Source organism: Sorangium sp. So ce131, assembly GCF_051519095.1.
In the GTDB taxonomy this organism is placed as follows: domain Bacteria; phylum Myxococcota_A; class Polyangia; order Polyangiales; family Polyangiaceae; genus Sorangium.
The window spans coordinates 2,783,000-2,808,637 of record NZ_CP150455.1; the positions used below are offsets into that span (position 1 = coordinate 2,783,000).

Consider the following 25,638-nt stretch of genomic DNA (forward strand, 5'->3'; position numbering starts at 1 on the left):
TTGCCGTCGAGCGTCGGATCCTCCGGGATAGGGCTGGGGCTCACCCGCGCTCCGCTTGTGGCATTGCCTGCCTGGAGCGTGCCGTTGACGACGGTGACGTCTCCCCCGTTCGTCAGCAGCGCGATCGACGACTTCCCCGGGGAGTTTTCGTCCGCAGCGCTGGCATCCGGCGCGATGACATTGAGATTTTCGAGCCGGTTCGTGCCGCCGTTCAGTGTGAGCGCGATGATGCTACGTGTCTCTGGCTGCGTATCCACAACTGTAACGTGCAGCGTCGCGCTTTTTTCGTCTTTCGGCCAGGCCCAATTCTTGAGTTCATTGCTGCATTCGGCGAACCCGCCGTAGATCTCCACACCGTCACTGAAGGCTATGCCGCTGCTTTCTTCGTATGTCGCTGCTGCGCCTGACTCGGAGGCCTCCGCACATACATACACCCGCCGCTTGTCCCCCCTACGCGCAGCTGCCTCGGCAAAGGTCCTGAACGGCTGCTCCTTGGTACCCTTCCTCTGCTCCGGGTCCTCATTTGCGCTTGTGCTCACGAAGACCCCGCAGTCATCGATGACTGCGCCAGGATTCTTGGTGGGATCTGCGTCGCACGCCACATTGGAGCTTCCTCCGGTGCCGCTGGTTCCTGACCCTGGGATTCCTCCAGGGTAACCATTGCCTTCCTCTGTTGGCTCGCCGCTACACCCCATCAGCTGCCACATGGTCGCGCAACCAATCGCCACCAGAACACTGGCCGCTAGCCGCCTGCCCTGCAGTGTCCGCATTTGCTTCATCTCCAGCAAACTCAAGGCCAATGAGACCGGCCACATCGTTGGCTACCACGCCCCGCTGACCACGATGCCACCGCCTCCCGCAGCTACATTCGGGAACACCTGAACGTGCGCCTTAGACTCCGCTCGCGGTAAGGCCGTCCAGTAGTAAACGAGCGTCGCCGCCCCGAGCACCGCAGCTCCGCCGAAACCGCCCCACGCGATCTTCGTGTAGAGCCATGCGTCCTCACGATTGCTCTTGAGTGTTCTGCAGTCCGTAGCGTTCGTCACACCCAGTTTGCCCGCGCAGAAGTACGGGCCATCTTTCTCCTTGAGACGTGAGTAGATGTCGTCCGCCGCGCTCTCCTTGCTCAGCGACATGATCCCGAATACCGCCCCCACGCCCGCCGCCACACCCGCCAGCGCCATGCCGGTATACAGCACCGGCTTGCTGGGCCCGCCTGTCTCCCTGGGCATTGCGGGCGTTCCTGGCCCGATGGCAACGCCGTTGCCGGCCCCCCCCACCTCCACCGCCCGGGCGACGAGCCGCAAGCTCACCGTCTCCGTCTGACCCGCCCTCGCCGTGACCGCGCGCTTCTCCGGCACGTGCCCATCGAGCCGCGCGCGGATCTCATGCTGGCCGGGGTCCAGGAACACCGGCAACGTGAGCGGCGCCTTCCCCACGAGCGCCCCGTCGACCGTCACCTCCGCCCCTGCCGGCTCGACCTGCACCGTCACCGACGCGACCTTCGGCAGCGCTTCCTTCAGCCACGCCTCGGCGCGCCGCCGCTGCTCCACCTTCGTCTCCGGCGCCTCGCGCAGGTACCACGTGAGGTGCTCTGCCGCCTCGCGGTACTTGCCCAGCTTGAGCTCCGCGACGCCCAGGTTCGAGGCGATCTGATAGTGCTCCTTCAGCCTCCACGCCGCGAGGAACGACGCGTGCGCGTCGCTCCACCGCGACGCATTGGCCGCCTTCACGCCCTCCTCGAAGAGCTGCCGCGCCTTGTCCGTCAACGCGTCGCTCTCGCTGTCAGGCGCGGGCGCCCTGGGGGCCGGCTGCTGCGCGAGGGCCGGTGATGCAAGCAAGGCGAACGCCACGCCTGCCATGCTCAGCAGAGAAGGCTTCTTTCTCATCAGAACTCGATTTTCTCCTCAGGCAATGTCGCCGACGACCCGCGAGAGGGCGGCGTCTTGTTCCCGGTCCGCCGCTTCAGCGGTGGCTTCGCGGTCGAGGCGCCCGCGGTCCCGGTCGCCTTGCCGCGCTCCACCTGCGCTGGCTGCTCTTCCCCTGCCTCCTGGTTCTCCTGCGTGGGCTCGGGCGGCGTCGCTGCCGGCTCCTGCTTCTGCGCCGCGGCCGACGAGGTCGCCGCCGGCGCGCTGCTCGCCGGCGGCGCCGGGCTCACGTCGGGGGGGCTGGCAGCCCCGGACGGCGCGGGCCCATCCGCCCCGCCCTGGCCCAGCCGCACCGGATAGATCCCCAGCGCCCAGACCGCCGCCAGCGCCGCCAGGCCCGCGCACCCGAGCCCCACGATGGCCCACACCCACTTCCGCGATGACGCCGGCTTCTCGACGATGACCGGGATCTCGTCGGCCATCTCGCTGCGCGCCTGAACCGCCTGCGCCGGAAGCACCGCAGGCGGCGGGGCAGACGTCGGTGCCACCTGCTTCGCCCCGACGGGCGCCCGCCCCGGCGCCACCCCTGGCCCGAGCAGCTTCTCGGTATCGATGACCAGCGTCCCCTTCGGCCCGACCTGCTGCGCCGCCCCCGCAACTCCCGCTGCCGCCGCGCCGAGCGCCACCCCAGGCGCATGCACGTCGCCCCACCCCGCGCTCCGCTGCGACGGCGGCGACGACGGCGTCGTCGCCCGCGCCCGCTCCGGCGGCGCCGGCGCCCTCACTGCCGCCCCGCCCCCGAACGTCTGCGAGAGCGGCTGCGCCCCTCCCGCCTGCTGCGCCGCGAACCGCTCCCGCCACCCCCCTCCGAACTGCGGCTTCTCCTCCTGCTCGCCCTGCGGCCGCGCCCCGAACATCCGCGCGATCTCCGCCTCGTCCTCCGCGACCTCGTCGAGCCGGAGCACCATCCCGTGCCGGTCCTCCATCGTGACGTCGCGCTCTCTCACGAACCGCACCGACACCCCGCCCGGGATATCCGCCTCTCGCCCGGTCGTGATCGACGTCCACCTGATGTTCGACCGGTACAGCACCGTCGCGATCTTCGCCGCCGCGTGCGCGATCGCCCCGAACGGCTCATCGTGCTTGTGCACGATCACGACCCGCTTCGGCTGCGCCCCCTCGTCCGCCACCCAGTCCCACGTCGCGCCGCTCTGCCTCAGATACGGCAGGTCCCGGAACTCCTCGACATACCGCTCCAGCACGTGCGCCACCCGCTCGGGCGCCTCCCGCACCGCGCCGACGTACTCGCGGTAGAACATGCCGGCCGACGAGTTCACCTCCGTCGCGTTCATCACGTGCCGGTAGAACGTCGCCGCCGCCTCCAGGAGCGTCGTGTACGCGAGGTCCCGGTCCACCGCGACGATCCCGTGCGCGAACGGCGGATTCCCCCGCCCGGCGTGGTCGACCGTCCCGCCGATCCGGAACCCGAAGATCACCCCCACCGCGCCGTGACCCGGCTCGTGCTGCGTGTCGTCGCGCGACAGGTTGCCGATCGCGAACGCGTGCGTCGCACCCGTCTGCGGCTCGATGTACTTCATCAGCCGCGCCAGGTGGCTGAAATGCGTCGTCGTGAGGGGCCCCTGCGGCACCTCCGGGCAATACATGAAGTCGATCTGATGCCCCGGGATGTTCCCGTGCAACACGTGGTACCACGGCGAGTCCCCCGCCGCGCGGTACCGCGGGATCACGTACCCGGAGGCGCCTTCGCTACCGTACATTGGGCCTGACCTGATTCGGCAGCTGCGGCGCCGGGAGCGCCGCGGTCCGCGCCAGCGCCGGGTTCGGGCCCACGTCCGCCTTCATCCGCTGCAGCAGCTGCGGATCGTACGCGTTCTTCGGGAGGATGCGCTCCACGAAATGCGAGAACAGGTGGTGTGTGCTGTGCCCGTAGCTCGCCGAACCGACCAGCACGCGGATATCGATGTGGTTCTTGTACCGCTCGAGGCTGTCGATGAGCGGCTTGTAATACCCACGCGCCTCCTTCTCCACCTCGGCCGGCGTCCCGGAGAGCACGTCGGACTTGTTGATGAACAGCACCACCGCCTTGCACGAGGCCAGCGTCTTCGGGCTGAAGAAGAACTGCAGCGACTGCGGCTGGAACTCCCGGAGCTGCTCCTGGATCCGCGCCGGCTCGAGCCGCTGGCCGTCCTTGCCCGCGAGATCCACGACCATCAACAGGCCGTGGATCTCCTCCATGATGAGCTCCTGCTGCGCGTCCACGATGTGCTCGCCGCCCCAGTCGCCGATCTCGAACACATGCTCCGTCAGGACCTCTTTCGTGAGCACGTGGCTCACCGTCCGCTCATACCGCTCGATCTTCGTCCCCTGCAACGTGCCGAGATCGACGAGCGGATTCGCCCACTTGAGCGTGAGCGACGTCTTGCCGGTCCACTTGATGCCCAGCGTCAGGATCTTGTACCGCTTCTGCGTGATCTTCGGCCGGCTCTCGAGCTCGCTCTTGTACCAGTCGATCTCCTTCTGCTGGGCGTCGAGCCAGTCGACCTTCTGCCGGTCCTCGCCCCGCGCGATGTCGAGCGCCTGCTGGAGCTGCCCGTACTGCGACCGCATCTGGTCGAGCTGGCTCTTCGCCTGCCGGAGCGCCTCGATGTGCTGGTTGGCGTCCTGGAGCTGCCGCTTCAGCCGCGCGCTCTCGATCATCAGGAACACGGCGCCTGCGGCACACGCCAGCGCGACCAACCCGAGCACGATTCCTAGAGCAATCGACATGGCTCACGACCCTCGCGCCCCGCCGGGCGACTCTCCACAAGCTGTCCTGTCCTGCGCGGCCGGAAACACGGCCGCGCAGGCCGGCCTGAATCTTGAGCTCTCATCTGACCACGGCTCGCCGCGAGGGACAAGTCCGGGGTAACCCTCGGCACCAGCCCGTCCCTCATCGCCGCCCATTCCCCCACGCGGCACATCCTCCACGCCGCCCATCTCTCTGCGCGCCCAGCATCCGACCCACTCCAGGCGTCCGTCCCGCTTCCGCGCCGCGCTCCCCGCTGCGCGGCGTGTCCCCGCTGCGCGGCGTGTCCCCGCTGCGCGGCGTATCCCCGCTGCGCGGCGTATCCCCGCTGCGCCCGTGTCCCCGCTGCGCGGCATGCCCACCGCCGGCGTCTCAGCCCCTCACCGCGCCCCGCCGCCCTTGCGCGTCACCCGCGGCAGCGCCGTCCTCGTCTCCGGCGCGAGATCCAGCGCGTCCCTCTCCCCGGCCGCGAGCCGCAGCGCCCCGGCGTACGCGATCATCGCCCCGTTGTCCGTGCAGCTCGCGAACGGCGGGACGAACAGCGCCACGTCCCGTCGCGCGCACGCCGCCGCCATCGTCGCTCGCAGGCCCCGGTTCGCGGCGACGCCCCCGGCCAGGACCACCCGCGCGATCCCCTCGGCCCGCGCCGCGCGCACCGTCTTCTGCACCAGCGCGTCCACCACCGCCCCCTGGAACGCCGCGCACAGGTCGTGGAGCGCCTGCCCCTCCGGCCGACCCCGCCTCGCCACGTGCCGCGCCACCGCGCTCTTGATGCCCGAGAAGCTGAACTCCAGCGACTCCTTGCGCGCCGTCAGCGCCGGCACCGCCTCCGCCGCGGCCGCCGCGTCCCCGTCGGCCGCGAGCCGGTCGACCACCGGCCCGCCCGGATACCCGAGGCCGAGCAGCTTCGCCACCTTGTCGAACGCCTCGCCCGCGGCGTCGTCGCGCGTCGCGCCGAGCTCGCGGATCGCGCCGATCGACGGCCCGTCCACCCGGTAGATCGCCGTGTGCCCGCCCGAGGCGAGCAGCGCCACGTACGGGAACGCCGGCAGCGCCTCCGGCGCGGGCGCGCCGTCCCGCCGCAGGAACACCGCGAGCAGGTGCCCCACCAGGTGATCGACGCCGACGAGCGGCTTGCCCGCCGCCCACGCGAGCCCCTTCGCCGCCTGCAGGCCGACGAGCAGCGCCCCCGCGAGCCCCGGCCGCGACGTCACCGCGACCCCGTCGAGCTCCGCCGGCGTCACGCCCGCGCGCGAGAGCGCCTCGCGCACCACCGGGACCACCGCGCGCGCGTGGTCGCGCGCCGCGACCTCGGGCACGACGCCGCCGTAGGGCGCGTGCAACGCCACCTGGCTGCGCACGACGTCGGAGAGCACCTCGCCGCCCTCGGTGACCACCGCCGCCGCCGTCTCGTCACACGATGTCTCGATCCCTAGAACCCGCATGTCCCCGACCGCCGTGTCAGCCTGAATACGCCGAAGATCTGCCGCTGTCCCGGCCCGAGCGCCTCGCCCGAGGCCGGCGGCGCCTGGCCCGCCCGGATCAGGCGGACCTCGACCGACTCGTCCGTGCGCAGCGACAGGATCGCGAGCAGCGACTCCGCCGCCGGATCCGACGCGCTGACCGCATACACCGCGTTGCGCTCGCGGCCATCCCCGAACTCCAGCCGCGACAGCGGATCGTGGGCGAGCGCGCTGATCGGCCGGAGCGGCGCGCCGTCGAGCAGGCGCCGCTCGGGCGTGGTCCCGTCGGGCGCCTCGAAGGTCGAGAGCGCGCCCGGCGGCTCGGGCCCGTCGAGCGCGTCCGCGTCGAGCGACAGCCGCATCTGGACGCGCGGGCTCAGGCCGGCGCGGAAGGCGCCGCCCAGCGTGATCGCGCCGCAGTAGGCCTCCCCCTCGGCCGTCGAGAACCGGCTAAGGTCGTCGCAGCCGGCCGCCCCGGCGGCGCCGAGCGCGCCGGCCAGGGCGAGGAGGAGCGGCGGGGTGGACCGCCGCGCGAGGCGCTGCGGCCGCGGACGCCGTCGGCCGCGGCTCAAGGCGCGGCGCTCCGCATCAGCTCGGCGGCGGCCTCGCGCACGCGCGGCTCGGGGTCGCGCGCCGCGAGCTGCCGGAGCACCGGCACAGCCGCCGCCCGGTCCGCCGAGGTGAGGGCGCGCGCCGCCGCCTCGCGGACGAGCGCGTACGCGTCGGACCGCGCCGCCGCGCCGAGCGTCTCCGCGATCGGGCTCGGCCTGCCGCCGCCCGCGCCGGCGCCGCCCGCGGCAACGCCGCCCGCGCTCGCGCCGCCCGCAGCGGCGCCGCTCGCGCCGAGCCGCCCGAGCGCCTCCGCCGCGCGCACGCGGAGCGGCCAGCTCGACGAGCTCCGGAGCAGCTCCGACACGGCCGCGATCGTCGGCCCGTGCCGGACCGCGCCGAGCGCCGACAGCGCCGCGCGCCGCACCCCCTCCTCCGGATCGCCGAGCGCGTCGATCACCGCGGCCTGCGCTTCCGGCTCGGGCCGGGTCGCGAGCAGCTCCACCGCCCGCGTGCGCACCTCGATCGCCGGGTGCCGCACGAGCGCCACGAACCCGCCCACGACCGCGGCCGCGATCCCCTCGACGGTGGCCTCCACCTGCTTCTTCAGCTCGGGGCCGAGCTCCGCGCGCCCGTCGGTGAACGGCGCAAGGCCGAACGCGACCGCACCCCCGGCGGCGGCCTCGCCGCCCTTGCCGCCCTCGCCGGCCTTGCCCGGCTCGCCGCGCGCCCCGCGCGCCCGGCGCGACAGGATCGCCTCGGCGACGACCAGCGCCCGCTCGGGCGACGTCGCCACCGCCGCGACCGCGGCCTTCTGGAGCGCAGGCCCGAGCGCGACGAGCGCCGCGGCGCGGTCCTCCGGCCCGAAGGGATCCGGATCGAGCCCCGCGAGCACCTCCCGCACCGTCAGCGCCCCGTCGGGCACCGGCAGCGGCTCCCGCGTCCGCGGGTACACCCGCCGCGTGAACGCGACCGCGGCCGACGCCGCCGCCGCCCGCAGCCCCTCGTCCGACGAGAACGCGCCCGCCGCGATCGCCTCGCCGGCGCCTCCCGCGGCGCCCCCCTCGACCGGGCCGCCCCCGCCCGCGCTCCCGTTCGCGCCCCCGCCGCCGAGCCGCGCGAGCGTGAGCAGCGCCGCGCGCCGGAGCTCCGGCTCGCTCGAGTCGGCGAGCGCTACGAACAGCGCCGGCCCCTCGCCCCCGCCCCCGAGCTCGCCGAGCGCGCGCACCGCGGCCGCGCGCGGGAGCGCGCCGGCCTCCGGCGCCCGCGCCAGCGCCGACAGCGCCGCCGCGTGCTTCCGGTCGCGCGTCAGCCCCAGCCCGACCGCCGCGATCGCGCGCACCTCCGGCGCCGGCGACGCGAGCAGCCGCGCGAGCAGCGCCTCCGCCTTCGCCGCCGCGGGCCGCGCTGCGTTGCCCCCGTTGCCCCCGCCCGCCACGAGCCGCGCGACGCTCCAGGTCGCCGCGACCGCCACCGCGTCGTTCGGCAGCACGCTCGTCGACGCGTCCTTCGGCGCCAGCATCTGCTCGTACCGCCCCAGCATCGCCGGATCCCGCAGCGCGCCGCAGGCGATCATCGCGCGCGCGCGCAGCCCCTTGTCCGCCTGCCCGGTCGCGAAGTTGTACAGCGCCGGCCCCGCGCTCTTGTTCTCCACGTACGCGAGCACCTCGATCGCAATTTTCTGCTGCGACTCCTTCTCGTCCGCGAGCGCGTCGAGCAGCGGCTTCACCGCGCGCGCGCCGATCCTCGCGAGCTCCGCGCGCGCCTCCGCGCTCGCCGCGCGCCCCTCGCCGCGGACCTTCTGCATCAGCGGGAACGTCATCGCCCCGTACAGCTCCACGAGCAGCCGCCGGTAGAGCGGCTTCTGCGGGTTGCCGACCGCGACCGGCAGGAGCTCCCGCTCGAGCACCTCGAGCGAGCCCCGGCCGAGGTTCACCTGCATCGACATCCGCGCCGCGCGGGCGACGAGCTCCTCGTCGTTCGACGCCCTCACCACGCGCCGGAAGAGCCGGTCCGCCTCGTCGGCCTGCCCCGCGGTGAGCAGGAGCTCGGCCAGATCGAAGTACACCGGGAACAGCCGGTCGTTCTTCGCGAGCGCCTGCCGGTACTCGGCGATCGCGTGCTGGAAATCCTGCCGCCGCCGGTACATGTCGCCGAGCTTCTGGTGCCCGCTCGCGTCCTCGGGCGACAGCTCGACCGCCCGCGCGGCGTACCGGATCGCGTCGTCGTCGCGGTAGAGCTCCGCGGCGTACTGCGCCATGCGCTGGTAGAACTCGCGGGCCCGCTTCGGGTTCACCTCGACGAGCTTGCCCAGCACGTCGATCGCCCCGAGCAGGTTCTGCTGCAGCACGAGCACGCGCTCCAGCGCGAGCAGCGCGTCCTCGTCGCCGGGCGCCGCCTGGACGAGCCGCCGCAGCGTGGCCTCGGCGTCGGGCAGCCGGTGGAGCTTGCGCTGCACCTCCGCGAGCAGCCGCCCCGCCTCCAGGTCGGGCGGGCTCGCGCCGAAGCGCGCGCTGAGCGGCGCGACGCGGCCCGGCAGCTCGTGGGTGAGCGCCCAGAGGCTCACGATGTGCGTGCGCGCCTCGCGCGCGAGCATCTTGTCGTTGCCCGCCGCGGCGAGCAGCTCCTCCCAGAGCTCGCGCGCCTCGGAGTACCGCGACGACGCGTTGCCGAGCGAGCTCGCGGTGCGCTCCAGCGCGATCGCCAGCGCCTTCTTGTACCGGCTGTTCGCGGGCTCGAGCTGCGCGGCCTCCCGGAGCGCGGCGAGCGCCTCGGGCACCATGTCGTGGTCGAGGTACACCTCGCCGAGCGTGGCCGCCGCGCGCGCGCGGCTCGGCACGACCTGCTTGATGCGCGCCCAGGTCTCGAGCGCCTTCTTCTTGTCGCCCGCCTGGAAGTACCGGTCGCCCAGATCCACGAGGTGGCTCGGGTCGCCGCCCGCGGCGCCGGCGAGCCGCTGCAGCACCTTCAGGGCCCGGTCCTTCTCCTCGACCCGCTCGTAGAAATCCGCGACCGCCGCGAGCGTCTCGGGCTCGTTCGCGACGCGCCCCTCGAGCTCGGCGAGCAGCGCGAGCGCCTTGGGCCGGTCGCCGCGCTGGATGAGCGTCTCGCAGAGCTCGAACACGAAGTCCGCGTTGCCCGGGGCCGCCCGGATCAGGAGCTCGTACTCGCGGATCGCGGTGTCGAGCTCGCCGGCGGTCTGGAGCAGGTGCACGAGCCGGAGCCGCGTGTCGATGTGCTTGCCGTCGATCGCGAGCGCCCGCCGGTAGATCGCGATCGCCTTGTCGACGTCGCCGGTCTCCTCGTGCAGGGCGCCGAGGGTCGCGAGCCGCTGGAAGTCCTGCCCCTTCTCGGCCTCGAGGATCGCGATGAGCTCCGGGAGCTTCCCCTCGGCGCGGAACGCGTCGGTCATGATGAGCAGGATCTCGGACCGCACGCCCGCGGCGCTGCCGGCGACGGCGAGCGCCCGCTTCAGCACCGCGAGCGCCTCGTCCATCTTCTTCTGCTTGGCGAGCGCCTGCCCGAGGTCGCGCAGCGCCGGCGCGAGCGCGCGGTTGTCGCCGGCCGCGGACCTCACGAGCTCGCGGAACTCGGCCTCGGCGCGCGCGTGGTGCCCGCGCGCGGCGAGCTCGCGCCCGAGCTCCGCCTTGACGAAGAGCGAGCCCTGCGCGTTCTTCACGAGCGCGTCGTGCTGCGCCTTGGCCCCGGCGAAGTCGGAGAGGTCGAGGCAGAGCGCGAGCAGCGTGCGCCGGGTCTGCTCGACGTCCGCGGGGACCTTGAGCAGCGGCAGCGCCTTCTCGTAGTGCCCGCGCGCCCGCGCCTTGTCCCCGCGGTCCGCCTCGAGCTGCGCGAGCGCGAGGATCGCCGACGGATCCTGCGGCCGGTCCGCGATGGCGGCCTCGTACGTCTTGATGGCGTCCTCGTAGCGCCCGTCCTGCTTGTAGACGCCGGCGAGCACGACCTTGGAGGCCCAGGCGTCAGCGCCGGGCTGGGCGGCGCGGCGCTCGAACTCCTCGACGAGCTTCTTCAGGTTCCCGTCGCGCTCGCGGTAGAGCTGGGCGAGGCGCTGGAGCGGGAAAGGCGCGCTCGGCTGGCTCAGGACGATGGCGGTGTACCGCGCGATCAGCGCGTCGCTCGACGGCCCGCCCCGCTTCGTGTCGCCGGCCTCGGGCGCGTCGGGCTTCGGCTGCGGCCGCGCGTCGGGCTTCGGCTGCGGCCGCGCGTCGGGCTTCGGCTGCGCCTCGGGCTTCGGCTGAGGCCGCGCGGCGGGGCCCGCCTTGCCGCCGCCGGGCTTCGGGGCCTTCGGCTTGGGCCGCTTGTTGCGGCCGGCGGGATCGAAGTCCGCAGCCGCGGCGCGCGGCGCTGCGAACGTCGCGGCCGCGGGGATCAGGACAGCGAGGCAGCCGGCGAGGACGAGGGGGCGCACCGGGCTAGGGTAGATCGGTCGCGCGCGGCGGGCCACGCGGGGGCGGCGGCAGGACCTGCGCGGCGCGCGGGTGGAACGAGGGGAGGGGAGCGCTTCCGACGGGCGGCCGAGGCGGCGGGCGGCCGAGCCCCGCATTTCAGGCGAAGGGGGAGGGCGAGGGGCGTTGACGGGCATGCCGCGGTCGGGGACAGTCCCCTTCGAGCCGCGAGCCCCATGACATTCGTCCCCGCCCTCGGTCAGTCCGACTTCCGCGAGCTCCGCCAGGCAGGCGCAGGTTACGTGGACAAGAGCGCCTTTATCAGCCGCGTCCTCGCCGACCCCGCGCAGGTCCTGCTTCTTCCGAGGCCGCGCCGATTCGGCAAGACCCTGAACCTCTCCGCCCTCGCTTATTTCCTCGGGCGGCGCGATGAGGACCTATCCCACCTGTTCCAGGACCTCGCCGTCTGGAACGACCCGTCCGCTCGGGCTCATTTCCAGGAGCACCCTGTCCTCTTTCTCACGTTCAAGGACATCAAGACCCTCTCCTATGAGGCCACGTTAAGTGCGATCCGCACGGAAGTGCGGCGTCTCTTCAGTGAGCATCAAGCTCTGCTGCACGCCGGTACGCTCCAGCCGAACGAGATGCGGCACTACGAGCACATGCTGAATGGCGAGATCTCCGAGGAAGACTGCCGCGCCTCGCTCCGAGAGCTTTCGACTTACCTCGCGCGCCATCACGGCCGCAAGGTGGCCATCCTGATCGACGAGTACGACACGCCCATCCAGTCCGGCTACCTGCACGGCTTCTTCGATGAAGTGACGGTGTTCTTCCGCAACTTCTTCTCCACCGCCCTGAAGGACAACCCCTCCCTCTTCAAGGGCGTGCTCACGGGCGTGCTGCGCGTCTCCCGGGAGAACCTCTTCTCCGGCCTGAACAACATCATCGTCCACTCGCTCCTGAGCGATGGCCCGTACGCGACCTCCTTCGGCTTCACCGAACCCGAGGTCGCCGGCATCCTCGAGCTGGCGCGCGCCGGCGGCGCCGCCGCAGAGCAGCCCGCGTCGCCCCCGGGCCGCGCGCTGCCGAGCCTCGACGAGGTCCGGGCGTGGTACAACGGGTATCTGTTCGGCGGCGAGGTCATCTACAACCCCTGGTCGATCCTCTGCTGCCTCGCGAGCGGCGCCCTCAAGCCGTACTGGGTCAACACCGCCTCGCCCGACCTCCTCCTGGATCTCATGGCCCGGCGCGGGCTCGGCCTCTCGAGCGAGACCGAGGCGCTGCTGCGCGGCGAGCCGGTCGAGGTCCGCATCGACGAGAACATCGTCCTGCGCGACCTGGACCAGCAGCCGGACGCCATGTGGAGCTTCCTCCTCTTCTCCGGCTACCTCAAGCCCACGGCGGTGCGGGACGATCTCGGCGAGATCACCGCCTCGCTCGCGATCCCCAACCTCGAGGTCCGCGTCGCCTTCCGCGATCTGTTCCGCTCCTGGCTCCGGCGCGGCCTGCCGGAGCGGCGGCACGCCGACGCGCTGCTGCGCGCCCTGCTCGACGGCGACGCCCCGTCGCTCGAGGCGCTGCTCGAGCGATTGCTCATCACCGTGATGTCATATCAGGACCCCGCCGGCCGGGAGCCGGAGAAGCTCTATCACGGCTTCGTCCTCGGCCTCCTGGTGCAGCTCGAGGGCGATTACGACGTTCGATCCAACCGGGAGTCCGGCCTCGGCCGCGCGGACGTGCTCGTGCGGCCGCGGGCGCCGGGGCGGCCCGGGGTGGTGCTGGAGCTCAAGGTGCCGCAGCGGGGCGAGACCCCGGAGCAGGCGCTGATCGCCGCCGCCCGTCAGATCCGTGACCGGCGGTACGCCGCGGAGCTGGTCGCCGCCGGCGCGGCGCCGGTGCACGAGCTCGTCGCCGTCTTCGATGGAAAACGCGCCTGGGTGCGGCCGGCCGACGAGGCTCTCGCCAGCGCCCCCTGAGGGCAAGGAAGAGCGCCAGAGGCATCGATAACTCCCCAGCACGTCACGCCCGGAGCACCGAGCGGACCCGACCATCGAACAACCCACCTCGAGCCACGCCGCCAGCTCCGACACGCTACAACCACCGACACGCAGCTCCGGAAAGTTGCTCCGCTTACTGCGATAGATGACATCAACATTTGATGTCTGGAAACGTCCCGGTTCTGGATATCCTGGCCCCCGCGATGGCTTGTTCGACGCACTGCTATGGAGCGCGCTTCCGTTCCTGAGCCGCCGGAAGGGGACCGCTGATGCTCGCTGGCGACCTTGTGGGTGACCGCTTCGAGATCGAAGGTCACGCGAGCGCAGGCGGCATGGCGCAGATCTTCCGCGCCCGCGACCGGCTCACGGGCGAGCCGGTCGCGCTGAAGGTCCTCCAGCGCCGGGGCCCGCAGGAGATGCACCGCTTCGTCCGGGAGGCGCACGCGCTCGCCGCGCTCAGGCACCCCGGCATCGTCGGGTACGTCGCCCACGGCACGACCCGGGACGGCGATCTCTACCTCGCCATGCCGTGGCTCTCCGGCGAGACCCTCGCCGAGCGCGTCGCCCGCGAGCCGCTCACCGTGAGCGAGAGCCTCTCGCTCGGCGCGCGCGTCGCGTCCACGCTCGGCGCCGTCCACCGGCTCGGCATCGTCCACCGCGACCTCAAGCCGAGCAACCTCCTCCTCCTCGGCGGCTCGGTCGAGGACGTCATCCTCCTCGACTTCGGCGTCGCGCGCGTCGCGGACGCCGGCCAGGAGCTCACCGTGCCGGGCGTCATGCTCGGCACCCCCGGCTACATGGCCCCGGAGCAGGCGCGCGGCGAGCTCGACATCGACGCCCGCGCCGACGTCTTCGCCCTCGGCTGCGTCCTCTACCGCTGCCTCACCGGCCGGCCCCCCTTCGTCGGCAACGACGGCCTCTCGGTGCTCGTGAAGGTCCTCCTCGAGGATCCGCCGCGGCTCCGGGAGCTCCGCGGCGAGATCCCCGGCGCCGTCGACGACCTCGTCACCCGCATGCTCGCCAAGGCGCCGCGCGATCGCCCCCGCGACGGCGCCGCCGTGGCCGCCGAGCTCGCGTCGCTCACCGACCTCGCGCCCGGCTCGCGGCGCGGCCTCGCCTTGCCCTTCGGCGCCGCCCCGCCCCCCGAGCTCACGACCGGCGAGCGCCGGATGATCTGCCTGCTCCTCGCCCGCGACGGCGCGCTCGACAGCGACGCCACCCGGTCCGAGGGCGAGGACGCGCTGCGGGTGCGCGCGCTCAGCGCCCTCGCCGAGCGGCACCACGGCCGCCTCGAGATCATCGAGTCGCGCTCCCCCGTCGTCGTGCTCTCCGGCGCCGTCGCCCCGACCGACCTCGCCGCGCGGGGCGCGCGCTGCGCGCTGGCCATGCAGGTCCTGCTCGGCGGCGCGCCCGTCGCGCTGGTCGTCGGCCGCGCCGAGGTCGCCGCCCGCTCGCCGATCGGCAAGCTCATCGACCAGGCCACCGCGCTGCTCGCCGGCGACGCGGCGCGGCCCGGCGTCGTCCGCATCGACGAGGTCACGGCCGGCCTGCTCGGCGCCCGGTTCGAGCTCGGCGAGGACGCCGCCGGCCACCTCCTGCGCGGCGAGCGCGACGACCTCGAGGCCGTCCCGCGCCTGCTCGGCAGGCCGACGCCGTGCGTGGGGCGCGACCGCGAGCTGTCGCTGCTCGAGGCGACCTTCACCCAGTGCGTCGAGGAGCAGACCCCCTCCGCGGTGCTCGTCACGGCGCCCGCGGGCGCCGGCAAATCGCGCCTGCGCGTCGAGCTGCTCCGGCGCCTCCGCGCCCGCGGCGAGCCCATGGCGGTCTGGATCGCCCGCGGCGATCCGATGAGCGCCGGCGCCGCCTTCAGCCTGCTCGCGCAGGCGGTCCGGCGCGCGCTCGGCGTCGCCGAGGGGGAGCCGGCCGCGGCGGTGCAGCGCAAGATCCGCGAGCGGCTCGGGCGGCACGGGGACGACGGCGCGCGCCTCGCGCCCTTCCTCGGCGAGCTCGTCGGCGCCCCCTTCCCGGACGAAGACGGCGACGAGGCGCTGCGGGCGGCGCGCCGGAGCTCCCTGCTCATGGGCGACCAGCTGCACCTCGCCTGGGAGGAGTTCCTGCGGGCCGAGTGCGCCGCGCAGCCGGTCCTGCTCGTGCTCGAGGACCTGCACTGGGGCGATCTGCCCACGGTCGCGATGATCAACGGCGCGCTCCGCAACCTCCGCGACGCCCCGTTCATGGTGCTGGCGCTCGGCCGCCCCGAGGTGCGCGAGATGTTCCCGCGGCTGTGGGCCGGGCGCGGCGTGCAGGAGGTCGAGCTCGCCGGGCTCTCGCGCCGCGCCAGCGAGCGCCTCGTGCGCCAGGCGCTCGGCAACGCCGTCTCCGAGGAGGTCGTCGCCACCCTCGTCGAGCGCGCCGATGGCAACGCATTTTTCCTGGAGGAGCAGATCCGGGCCGCGGCGGAGGGGCGCGGTGCCGCGCTGCCGGAGACGGTGCTGGCGATGGTGCAGGCGCGGCTCGAGGCGCTCGACCCCGAGGCGCGGCGGGTGCTCAGGGCGGCGAGCGTCTTCGGCCAGAGCTTCCGGCTGGGCGGCGTCGCCGCGCTGCTCGGCGGCGCCGACGCCGAGGTGGCGGGCCGGCTCGCGGAGCTCGTCGAGCGCGAGGTGGTCCTCCCGAGGCGGCAGCCCGGCCGGGGCGGCGCGCGCGAGGCCGAGCCCGGCCGGGGCGCCACCGGGGCGGCAGGCGAGCCCGCGGGCGGCGCGCTGCCGGTTCGCGGGGGCGGCGTGGGCGGCGCGGACAGCGCGAGCGGCGCGGGCGGCGCGGGCGGCGCGGGCGGCGCGGGCGGCGCGGCGATCGAGCAGGACCCCCCGACCGACGCCGGCGCGGCCGAGTTCAGCTTCCGGCACGCGCTCGTGCGGGAGGCGGCCTACGGCGCGCTGACGGACTACGACCGGCAGCTCGGCCACCGGCTCGCGGGCGAGTGGCTGGAGCAGGCGGGGAAGGGCGACGCCGCGGAGCTCGCGGAGCATTTCGAGCGGGGCGCCGAGCCGGGGCGGGCCGCGGCGTGGTACCGGCGCGCCGCGGAGCAGGCCCTCCGCGGCAACGACCTGCACGCGGCCCTCCGCCACGCCGAGCGGGGCCTCGCGTGCGGCGCGGCCGGCGCCGAGGCGGGCGGGCTCGCCGAGGCGGGCGGGCTGCTCCTGGTCGAGGCGGAGGCCCGGCTCTGGCGCGGCGATTTCGCCCTGGCCGAGGGGCGCGCGCTCGAGGCGGCCGCGCTCTTCGAGCCGGGCTCGCCGTCCTGGTACGCCGCCGTCACCCACGTGGTCATGGCGGCCGGCAAGCTGGGCGCCCTCGACCGCGTGGAGTCCTGGGTGGCCGCGGCGCGCGGCGCGCCGCCGCGCGAGGGCGCGCTGCCCGGCCGGGACGTCTGCCTCGTCGAGGGCGCGTTGTGGCTCGTCTTCGGCGGCCGCTACGCCGCCGCGGACGGGCTGATCGAGGCGCTGGAGCGCAGCGCGCACGAGGGCCGGACCCTCGACGCCGCGGTGCTCGCGCGCCTCTACGAGGCGCGCGCCATCCGCGCGATGGCCACCGGCGGCCCCGGCGCATCCATCGAGGGCATCGAGGCGGCGCTCGCGGTGTTCGAGCGGAGCGGCGATCGCCGCAACGCCTGCTCGCTGCGCGTGAACCTCGGCGCCATCACCGTGGAGCTCGGCGACTACGAGGGCGCCGAGGCCGCGCTGCGCGCCGCGCTCCGCGCGGCCGAGCAGATGGAGCTCACGGATCTGGCCGCGTGCGCCCGCAGCAACCTCGGCCACGTCCTGATGGCCCGCGGCGAGCTCGACGAGGCCCGGCAGCTCGAGGAGGAGGCGATCGCGACGTTCCAGCGGCTGGGCGACCCGAGGACGGAGGGGATCGCCCGCGCCTACCTCGCGAAGGCCGCGCTGCTCGGCGGCGATCTCGCCGCCGCCGAGGCCGAGGCCGACGCCGCCGCGGCGCTCCTCTCGGGCGCGCCGCCGCTCCGCGCCGCGGCCTGGGCCCTGTCCGCGCGCGTGCTGCTCCGGAGGGGCCGGGTCGACGAGGCGCTCTCGCGCTCGGGCGAGGCGCTCGCGCTCCTTTCGTCGCTCGGCGCCGTCGAGGAGGGCGAGTCCCTGATCCGGCTCGTCCGGGCCGAGGCCCTCCTCGCGAGCGGCCGGCAGGCCGACGCGCTCGCCGCGCTCGCGAGCGCGCGCGACAGCGTGCTCTCCCGCGCGGAGCAGATCTCGAATCCTCATTACCGGAATCGCTTCCTCTCCGCGCTCGACAACGGCGATACGCTCGCGCTGGCGACACGCTGGCTCGGAGAGCGCGACTCCTTGTAACGCCACGTTGCAATCCGCCGTACGTAGGATTCCCTGCCTGCGTCTCTCCCCCGGCCCGCACGTCACCCACGCGCGCGCCCGATTGGCTGCTTTCGCGCCGATCTCACGAGGTGGTCAGCGCCGCGCCCCGCGCTGAAGCGCTTCGAAAAACACTCGTGCTCATCCCGGAAACCTGTTGAGGAAATTCCTTAGGGGTGCTTTGCTTGAAGCGAGGGGGCTATGCACAACAGCGCTCGAATCGCAGTCTTGTTCCTGGGTTTGCTGGGTGTGTGCTCGACGGCCTGCGTGGGGGAGGCCGACGCTCCGGTCGAGGAGCAGAGCGACGCGGCGGAGCAGGGCTTTTTGACGAGGAACGCGCTCACGGCGAGCGCGCTCACGGCGAACCGGAGCGCGACGCTGGCGCTCACGGAGGGCCCGCTGACGAGCGAGGCGATCGCGGGCAATGAGGAGGTCATGAGCGCGCTGCGCGATCCCCTGGCGCGCGACTTCCTGCGCTACGCTGTGGGCTGCGCGCTCCCGGCCGAGGAGTCGGTGGAGTTCTCGCTGGACGGCGAGGTCTACGTGGTTGATGGCGACATCGGGGTTGCGCCCGAGTGGGGCCGCCCGCACGGGCAGTGCAACTCCCGGTGTCAGGGCTGGATCTCTGCTTGCATCATGGCGAGGATCAACCACCTCGGCGAGAGGGTGCCTATCTCCATGCGCGGCAAGAACAAGGCCCTCGAGACGGGGGCCGCGGAGAGGGCGGACTTCCCGCTCCGGGAGGCGACGTATTTCGGCGACCTGTTCGCGCCCGAGCAGCGCCGCTACGCGTGCAAATCGCCCGGATCGACGCTCATCAGCCGGGTGTGCGGCGGGACGGGCGTGGACACGGACGGCTGCATCGTGGATGTGCTCGGCGACTGCGACGAACTCTGCGGTGCCCCGGCGTCGGACGGCAGCTTCCCCAACTGCCGCGCCGATGGCCGGACCATCTCGACGACCGTGACCGTGTTCCGGCAGTGACGCGGACCGCAGCGGCGTGGCGCGCGCCGCCGCCGCCCGGGCTCAACGGAGGCTGGACGGCGCGCCGGCGGCCTGGCGCAGGCCGCGCGGGACCACGGCGCGCTCGAGCAGCTCGAACAGGCCCTGGACCAGGATCGCGAGCGCGGCGGCGGGGACGGCGCCCTCGAGGATGGTCTCGATGTCGTCGCGGCGGATGCCCACCAGGATGGGCTGGCCATACCCGCCCGCGCCGATGAGGGCGCCGAGCGTCGCCGTGCCCACGTTGATCACCGCGGCGGTCTTGATGCCCGAGAGGATCGACCGCGCGGCCAGGGGCAGCTCGACGCGCCGGAGCTGCGCCCAGGGCGAGAGCCCCAGCGCCTCGGCGGACTCGCGCAGGGCGGGCGGGATCTCCGAGAGGCCGGTGGCGGTGCCGCGGACGATGGGGAGCAGGCTGTAGAGAAAGAGCGCCACGATCGCGGGCGTGGCGCCGATGCCGAGGAGCGGCAGGAGGAAGACCAGGAGCGCCAGCGAGGGGATGGTCTGGATCACGCCGAGCACGCCGAGGGCGCCCTGACCGAAGCGCGGGCGCCGGGCGGCGAGCACGCCGAGGGGCAGGGCGACGAGCACCGCGAGGAAGAGGGAGACCGCGACCAGGGTGAGGTGCTCGGCGGTGCGCCGGGCGATGTCGCCGGGGCGGTCCGCGGGCGCGGCCCCAGCCGAGGCGACGCCGAGCTCCTCCCGCAGGAAGGAGGCGGCCACCTGATCCTCGGGCTCCTTGTCGAGCTTCGCGCGGCGGTTCAGCCGCATCATCGCCTCGCGCGAGACGCGGCCCTCGAGGCGGCGGAGCGCGGCGAGCGCCGGCTCCGGCAGGGACGCGCGGTGGAGCACGAGGGCCTCGTAGTCCGGGAAGTACCCGAGGTCGTCCTCGAGCACGCGGAGGTGGTAGTAGTCGATCTCGGCGTCGGTGGTGTAGACGTCGATCACGTCGACCTTGCCCTCGGCGACGGCGCGGTAGGCGAGCTCGTGCTCGATGCCCGCGGGGGGCCCTTGCGGCAGGTCGTAGCGGCGGCGCAGGCCCGAGAAGCCCTCGGGCCGGTCCAGGAACTCGTGCGAGAAGCCGAGCCGGAGATCGGGGTGCCGCTTGAGGTCCGAGATGCGCGCCGCGCCGAGCTCGCGGGCGCGGTCGTCGCGCAGGCCGAGGCCGTAGCTGTTGTCGAAGCCGAGCGGCTCGCCCAGGCCGAGGCCGAGCGGCGCGAGCCGCTGCCGCAGCGCCGCCGCGGTGGTGAGCCGCTCGTCCTTCAGCAGATCCCGCGAGAGCGTGCCGGTGTACTCCGGGTAGAGGTCGATCTCGCCCTCCTGGAGCGCGCGCCACAGCACCTGGGTGCCGCCGCTCAGATCGCGGCGGTACACCGCCTCGACCCCCGAGGCCCGGAGGAGCGCCGCGCAGAGCTCGCCCAGGATCACCGACTCGGTGTCGCGCTTGGAGCCGACGCGGATCGGCGCCGCCGCCGCCGACCCCGCGGCCGCGACCAGCGCGACGAGCGCCAGCAGCGCCGCGAGCGCGCGCCCCGCCGAAGGCGTCCGCCGCGCGCGCGCCGCCGCCCTCACGCGCCCTCCAGCGGCCAGCGCTGCGCCTGGATGAAGCGGGTGACGAACGGATCCGCCGGCGCGCGCGCGAGCTCGTCGAAGGAGCCGCGCTGCACCACGCGCCCCTCGCGCAGGAGCAGGATCTCGTGGGCCAGGTAGGCGGCCTCGCCGAGGTCGTGCGTCACCAGCACCACGGTCTTCCCGAGCTCGGCGAAGATCGCCTTGAGGTCCGCCTGGAGGTCGGCGCGAATCATCGGATCGAGCGCGCCCATGGGCTCGTCGAGCAGGAGCACCTCCGGGTCGAGCATCAGGGCCCGCATCAGGCTCACCCGCTGCCGCTGCCCTCCGGACAGCTCCGCCGGGAAGCGGCCGAGCGCGTCCTCCGGCAGCCGCGTGAGCTCGCGCAGGGCCGCGAGCCGCTCCGCGGCGCGCGCCTCGGTCCAGCCGAGGTGCCGCGCGAGCAGCGCCGCGTTGTCGCGCGCCGTCAGGTGGGGGAAGAGGCCCCCCTCCTGGATCACGTAGCCCATGCGGTGCCGGAGCCGCCGCGCGCTCTCCCGCGTGAGGGGCTCGCCGCCGATCCGCACCTCGCCGCGATCCGGCGTCACGAGCCCGATGAGCACGCGCAGCAGCGTGGATTTCCCGCAGCCGCTCGGGCCGATGACGGCCACGGTGCGCCCCGACGGGAAGCTCAGGTCCAGCGGGTGGAGCGCCGTCTGTCCACGGAACGCCTTGCTTACCCCTCGCACTTCCAGCATGTCGCGCTCACCTCCGGAGACGCCTCCCCGCTTTCGTACTACAGTCGCGCCCCGATGCGTGCCCACCTCCTTCCCGCCCTGCTCGCCTCGCTGCTGCTCGCCGCCTGCGCCGCCCCGGAGCCGCGGCCGAAGGAGCCGATCGGCCAGATCCCCGACGCGACGACCACGGCCAAGCCCGAGTGGATCCCGTTCCGTGTCCGCGCTGGCAAGAGCGTCGCCGCCGACCCGCGCGAGAAGCACCTCGCCGACCTCCGGCAGCTCACCTTCGGCGGCGAGAACGCCGAGGCCTACTGGTCGCCCGACGGCAGGAAGCTCACGTTCCAGTCGACCCGCGACGGGAGCAAGTGCGACCAGCAGTACGTCATCGACCTGGAGAGCGGCGACGTCCGCCGGGTCTCGAACGGCCAAGGCAAGACGACCTGCGGCTACTTCCTGTTCCCCGCGCCCCCGCCGCCGGCCGAGCCGCGCGTGCTCTTCGCCTCCACCCACGCCGCCGGCGAGGCGTGCCCGCCGAAGCCCGATCATTCGCAGGGTTATGTGTGGCCGCTCGACGAGTTCGACATCTACACCGCGAACGCCGACGGATCCGATCTCCGCCCCCTCATCCAGGGCAAGGGGTACGACGCCGAGGCGACCGTCGCGTTCGACGGCTCGCGCTTCGTGTTCACGAGCACGCGCGATGGGGACATCGAGCTCTACACCGCGAAGCTCGACGGCTCGGACGTCCGTCGCATCACGAGCACGCCCGGCTACGACGGCGGCGCATTCTTCTCTCCCGACTCCAAGAAGCTGGTCTGGCGCGCGAGCCGCCCCACCGGGGCGGCGCTCGAGGACTACCGCGCGCTGCTCGCCAAGGGGCTCGTGCGCCCGAGCGCGCTCGAGATCTTCGTCGCGGGCGCCGACGGGCAGAACCCGCGCGTGGTGACGAGCAACGGCCGCGCCAACTTCGCGCCCTATTTCCTGCCCGACTCGCGGCGGATCGTCTTCGCCTCGGATTTCAGCACCCCGCAGGGCGCGCGGGGCATGCCGAACTTCGACCTCTACCTGGTCGACACCGAGGCGCCCCCGGCCGAGAACGGCGTGCCGCCCGTCGAGCGCGTCACCTACTTCGAGGGCTTCGACAGCTTCCCCATGTTCTCGCCCACCGGCGAGCACGTCGTCTTCGCCTCGAACCGGTTCGGCGAGAAGCCCGGCGAGACCAACCTGTTCGTGGCCCGCTGGGTCGAATGACGCCCGCGTCGTCGCGGCCTCGCGCGCCGCTCGCCCTGGCGTCGGCGTGCGCGCTCGCGGGCTGCTCCGGCGCCCCGGCGCCGCCGCCCCGCCCCGCCGAGCCCCCCTCTCCCGCGGCGGATCTCGCCGGCGCCGCCTACATCTCGCCGGCGCGCTGGAGCTACCACCCGGCCGCGCCCGAGGCCGCGGTCGCGTGGGCGCCATTCGTCGGCGCCGGCGGCTGCGTCGTCGTCGCCCAGGGCGGCCAGCGCTGGACGGTGACGCCCGAGCCCCAGGCGTCCGCGCCTGCGCCCGGCGCCGCCGCGCCCGCCCTGCGCTGCGCCGGGCAGGGCCGGGCGAGCAGCGCGCCCGCGCCGGAGGAGCTCACCGCGCTCGTGCGCCGCGCGCCGACCTCGTGGATGTTCGTCGGCGCGAGCGGCGCGATCTACGAAGCCTCGTCGCCGCTCGGCCAGTTCACGCGCACGCTCTCGCCGCCCGAGCCGCTCGCCGACGTCGCGGGCGCCGGCGGCGCGCTGCTCGGGGTGACCCGCGGCGGCGGCGTGCTCCGGTGGCGCGAGGATCTCGGCTGGAAGCCGGTCCAGCTCGACGCCGCCGCAGCGTCGGCCGGGCGCGCGCCGCCGCGCGCCCTCGACGTCGCGATGACCGAGGGCGGCCGGGCGCTGGCGCTCGCGCTGCCCGAGTCGCTGTTCTCGAGCGACGACGGCGGCGCCACCTGGTCCCGCGCGCCGCTCCCGACGATGGGCCTCTCGCAGGTCGGCGTCCTCGGCGGCGAGCTCCTCGCCGAGGGGCTGCTCGCCTCGGCGACCTGGGAGCCGCGGCGCACGCCGGCGTTCTCGCGCAGCGCCGCGGCGCTCCCGCAGGCCGACGTCGAGCTCGCGATCGCGGTCCCGCGCGCGCCGTCCGCCGCCGCGGTGTCGGCCGGGCGCGCGGCGATCGCCGGCGACCGCTACGTCGAGGTGGTCCACCCGGACGACGCCGGCGCGCCCTGGCTGCTCGCGAGCGGCCCCATCGACGGGCCGCTCAGGACCGCGCCCCTCCCGGGCACGACCGGCTGCAGCAGCGTCAAGCTCGGCGCGGGCGGCGCGAGCGTCCTCAAGATCGTGGCGGTGTGTGTCGAGCCCGAGGACGACCGCATCCTCGCGCGGGTGCTCCGCAGCGACGACGGCGGCGCCTCGTGGTCGCCGGGCGCGACGCTGGAGACGCCCGACGTCGCGCACGTCAGCGTCGCCGTGTCGCCCGAGGGCGCGGCGCTCGTGACCGGCGTCTGCAAGCCGGCCGCCCGCGGGAGCGAATGCAAGCCGAGCGCGCCGCTCCTCCTGACCCAGGACGCCGCCCGGAGCGACGCGCGCGCCGCGGTCGTCGTCGCGGCGGCCCCGACGCTGAGCGGCATCGCCGCGCTGCCCGCGTTCTCGGCGGACGGGCGCTCCGCCTACTTCCTCGGCTACCGCGGCAAGGACGAGCGCCTCGCGCTGTTCGTCTCGCACGACGGCGGCGAGACGTTCGCGCCGCGGCTGCTGCACGCGCCCGGCGCGGCCGTGCCTTCACCCTCGCCCGACGGCCCCGAGGCCGAGGACGAGGACGAGGACGCCGAGGGCGGGCCCGGCGGCGGCGCGGCGCCGCCGGGGTTCGAGCTCGTGGAGGAGAGCGCGCTCCGCCCCGCCGACGACGGCGCCGTCGGCCTGCTGCTCTCGGAGTCGGGCGCGCTCGTGGTGGTCACCACCGACGACGACGGCCTGGTGCTCTCGGTGGCGGCCCCGCCCGCCGAGGGCGCGGTGCTCGCCGGCGTCGGCCGGCGCGTCGTCGCGCTCGCGCCGGAGCACCGCGCGCAGCCCGGCGGCGACATGGCCGCGGCGCTCTGGGAGTCGCTCGACGGCGGCGTGAGCTGGGCGGAGCTCCCGGAGATGCCGGCGATCTCCAGCGACGTCGCCCAGGGCGACGCCGCCGTGGTGTGCGGCGTGGGCGGCTGCCTCTTCGGCGACACGGTGACCCGCGTCGGCTGGGGCGCGTCGGCCGAGGGCGCGCCGGCGCGCGCCCCCGCGCCGGCGCCGCGCGCCCAGCCTGCGGTGCGCGCGCCGATCGTCTGCGAGACGCTGCCGTCCTCGAAGTGGACGCGCATCGACCACGTCGACTCGAGCGGCCTCGGCCTGCCCGACGGCGACGAGGCGCTGCGCGGCCGCTCCGTCTGGTCGCTGCTCACGCGCGCCCCGACCGGGGCCGTCGATGTCGTCTCCGCCATGCTGCCCGAGTCCGGCGCCGGCGAGGCGCGCGTCGTCACGCGCGCGCTGCTCCCCGCGGTGCCGGCGGGCGCGCGGGTGGCGACCAGCATCACCGCGCAGATGGAGGGCTACGCCGCCGCCCGCGTGCGGCTCCCCGGCGGCGCCGCCAAGCCGGGCGCGCCGATGCGCAACGTCGAGGTCGCCTGGGAGAACTGGATGGAGGGCACCTCCGGCCGCGGCGTCATCCCGGACGCCGGCCCGTTCGAGCCCGGCGACGTGAAGGTGGTCCCGCGCGCGGCGCGCCAGCCTCCTGCGGGCGCCCGCCCCCGGCCAGGTGCGCCGGGCGCCGCGCCGCCTCCCGAGGACCTGTTCGACCCCGCGCTGCTCTCCGTCTCGGTCCGGGGGATCTTCGTCCGCCCGCACTCCGGCGGCGCGCCCTCGCAGCTCACGTTCTTCTACGAGCCCTCCGGGAAGCTCCAGCGCTTCGACTTCCCGCTCTGGCCCGCGTCCGGCCTGCGCGGGAGCCTCGACGTGCGCGCCGACGCCGTGCTCGCGGACGGCCAGCCCGTGGGCGTGGGCATGGTCCGGCAGCTTTCGAACGGCCCCGTGACGGCGATGCTGCTCGCGCACCGCCCGGCCCCCGCGGCAGCCGGCGCCGCCGCGGCCCCGGCGCCGGGCGCCGCGTGGGAGATCGACGCCGTGACCGTCGCGCCTCCGGCGGACCGCGACCGCCTCGTGCACATCGACTGGACCTACGCGGGCAAGGAGATCGGCGTGACCACGCTCGTCGCTGCCCCGGCTCACGCCACCGCGTGGGCGCTCTTCCAGCCATTTCGTGGGGACGGAACGTTCGGTCCGGTGCAGCCGCTGCCCACGCCGTTCGACCTCGGGGGCGTGCCGCGCCCCTGTTCAGCGGCCGAGCGGGCCGCGACCGCGCGCCACGAGGTGCCGCTCTTCGCCGGCAGCGAGGCCCTGTTCCCGGGCACGCGCCACCCTGTGCTCGTCACCGACGTCGCGGGTCCTTCGGGCACCCCCGAGTCGCACGTGCTCCTGACCTCGACGGCTGTGCTCCACGGCACACCTGCCGCGCCGTGCGTCGCGGGCTGGGAGGCGAGGGCGCTCGGGCGTGCGCCCGTCTCTGCGATCGTCCCCGGCGATCTCGCGCAAGCATGGCTCTTCCGCGCCGCAGCGGGTACGTCCTCGGCGAACGGTACGGCCATCGAGCTCCGCCCCATGACGTGCCGCCTCGATCCGGGCGCGAAGGTGCCGGAGGTGGTGTGGAACGAGCCGGCCACCACGCGCATCGAGCGATGAGCGCTCGGCGCTGCGCGCCCGACTGAAAAGGACGAAGGAAACGAAGCAGGACAACGCGCGAAACGATCTCGGATCCGGGCTCGCGGTAACCTTATAGCGTCTCGCGTCTGC

The 25,638-nt window shown here is 74.3% G+C and carries 13 protein-coding genes; 5 read left to right on the forward strand and 8 right to left on the reverse strand.

The window, feature by feature from the left end:
• Positions 1-821: 821 nt before the first annotated feature.
• The 6 genes from WMF43_RS10280 to WMF43_RS10305 form a co-directional block, all read right to left on the reverse strand.
• The gene (locus WMF43_RS10280) at positions 822-1,889 is read right to left on the reverse strand and encodes a PEGA domain-containing protein (protein WP_437679324.1); all 1,068 of its coding nucleotides are present in this window, start codon (positions 1,887-1,889) and stop codon (positions 822-824) included.
• A complete protein-coding gene (locus WMF43_RS10285; RefSeq protein ID WP_437679326.1) occupies positions 1,889-3,646 on the reverse strand; it encodes a hypothetical protein in 1,758 nt (585 codons plus the stop codon). Before WMF43_RS10285 ends, WMF43_RS10280 begins: the two co-directional genes overlap by 1 nt.
• Entirely contained in the window at positions 3,636-4,655 is a 1,020-nt protein-coding gene (locus WMF43_RS10290) for a hypothetical protein (protein ID WP_437679328.1), read from the reverse strand. Before WMF43_RS10290 ends, WMF43_RS10285 begins: the two co-directional genes overlap by 11 nt.
• A gap of 399 nt (positions 4,656-5,054) precedes the next feature.
• Positions 5,055-6,119, reverse strand: a complete 1,065-nt coding sequence (gene tsaD, locus WMF43_RS10295) for a tRNA (adenosine(37)-N6)-threonylcarbamoyltransferase complex transferase subunit TsaD (protein WP_437679330.1) — start codon at positions 6,117-6,119, stop codon at positions 5,055-5,057.
• Positions 6,107-6,709 carry a hypothetical protein gene (locus WMF43_RS10300; protein ID WP_437679332.1) on the reverse strand — a complete coding sequence of 201 codons (603 nt, stop codon included), beginning with the start codon at positions 6,707-6,709 and terminating at the stop codon, positions 6,107-6,109. The genes tsaD and WMF43_RS10300 overlap by 13 nt, the downstream gene beginning before the upstream one ends.
• Entirely contained in the window at positions 6,706-11,112 is a 4,407-nt protein-coding gene (locus WMF43_RS10305) for a HEAT repeat domain-containing protein (RefSeq protein WP_437679334.1), read from the reverse strand. Before WMF43_RS10305 ends, WMF43_RS10300 begins: the two co-directional genes overlap by 4 nt.
• Positions 11,113-11,325: 213 nt before the next feature.
• On the opposite strand from WMF43_RS10305, the gene WMF43_RS10310 reads away from it, so the two are divergent.
• The 3 genes from WMF43_RS10310 to WMF43_RS10320 all read left to right on the forward strand — a co-directional run bounded on the left by WMF43_RS10310 (position 11,326) and on the right by WMF43_RS10320 (position 18,443).
• The gene (locus tag WMF43_RS10310) at positions 11,326-13,065 is read left to right on the forward strand and encodes an AAA family ATPase (protein WP_437679336.1); all 1,740 of its coding nucleotides are present in this window, start codon (positions 11,326-11,328) and stop codon (positions 13,063-13,065) included.
• 290 nt (positions 13,066-13,355) lie between these two features.
• A complete protein-coding gene (locus WMF43_RS10315; protein WP_437679338.1) occupies positions 13,356-17,441 on the forward strand; it encodes a protein kinase domain-containing protein in 4,086 nt (1,361 codons plus the stop codon).
• Between the two features lie 246 nt (positions 17,442-17,687).
• A complete protein-coding gene (locus tag WMF43_RS10320) occupies positions 17,688-18,443 on the forward strand; it encodes a hypothetical protein (protein ID WP_437679339.1) in 756 nt (251 codons plus the stop codon).
• 42 nt (positions 18,444-18,485) lie between these two features.
• On the opposite strand, the gene WMF43_RS10325 is transcribed toward WMF43_RS10320, so the two are convergent.
• Positions 18,486-20,033, reverse strand: a complete 1,548-nt coding sequence (locus WMF43_RS10325) for a glycine betaine ABC transporter substrate-binding protein (RefSeq protein WP_437679341.1) — start codon at positions 20,031-20,033, stop codon at positions 18,486-18,488.
• Positions 20,030-20,767 (reverse strand): ATP-binding cassette domain-containing protein, encoded by a 738-nt coding sequence (locus tag WMF43_RS10330; protein WP_437679343.1) that lies wholly within the window; start codon positions 20,765-20,767, stop codon positions 20,030-20,032. Before WMF43_RS10330 ends, WMF43_RS10325 begins: the two co-directional genes overlap by 4 nt.
• Before the next feature lie 54 nt (positions 20,768-20,821).
• Between WMF43_RS10330 and WMF43_RS10335 the strand changes: the two genes are divergently transcribed.
• A complete protein-coding gene (locus WMF43_RS10335; RefSeq protein WP_437679345.1) occupies positions 20,822-21,997 on the forward strand; it encodes a TolB family protein in 1,176 nt (391 codons plus the stop codon).
• Positions 21,994-25,527: a hypothetical protein gene (locus WMF43_RS10340; RefSeq protein WP_437679347.1), complete on the forward strand. Its 3,534-nt coding sequence runs from the start codon at positions 21,994-21,996 to the stop codon at positions 25,525-25,527. The genes WMF43_RS10335 and WMF43_RS10340 overlap by 4 nt, the downstream gene beginning before the upstream one ends.
• Positions 25,528-25,638 lie beyond the last annotated feature (111 nt).

What these genes read in the sequence shown, in the direction of transcription:
- WMF43_RS10280 (WP_437679324.1), bottom strand. Translation starts at nt 1,889, where the DNA reads ATGAGAAAGAAGCCTTCTCTGCTGAGCATGGCAGGCGTGGCGTTCGCC.
- WMF43_RS10285 (WP_437679326.1), bottom strand. Translation starts at nt 3,646, where the DNA reads ATGTACGGTAGCGAAGGCGCCTCCGGGTACGTGATCCCGCGGTACCGC.
- WMF43_RS10290 (WP_437679328.1), bottom strand. Translation starts at nt 4,655, where the DNA reads ATGTCGATTGCTCTAGGAATCGTGCTCGGGTTGGTCGCGCTGGCGTGT.
- tsaD (WP_437679330.1), bottom strand. Translation starts at nt 6,119, where the DNA reads ATGCGGGTTCTAGGGATCGAGACATCGTGTGACGAGACGGCGGCGGCG.
- WMF43_RS10310 (WP_437679336.1), top strand. Translation starts at nt 11,326, where the DNA reads ATGACATTCGTCCCCGCCCTCGGTCAGTCCGACTTCCGCGAGCTCCGC.
- WMF43_RS10315 (WP_437679338.1), top strand. Translation starts at nt 13,356, where the DNA reads ATGCTCGCTGGCGACCTTGTGGGTGACCGCTTCGAGATCGAAGGTCAC.
- WMF43_RS10330 (WP_437679343.1), bottom strand. Translation starts at nt 20,767, where the DNA reads ATGCTGGAAGTGCGAGGGGTAAGCAAGGCGTTCCGTGGACAGACGGCG.
- WMF43_RS10335 (WP_437679345.1), top strand. Translation starts at nt 20,822, where the DNA reads ATGCGTGCCCACCTCCTTCCCGCCCTGCTCGCCTCGCTGCTGCTCGCC.
- WMF43_RS10340 (WP_437679347.1), top strand. Translation starts at nt 21,994, where the DNA reads ATGACGCCCGCGTCGTCGCGGCCTCGCGCGCCGCTCGCCCTGGCGTCG.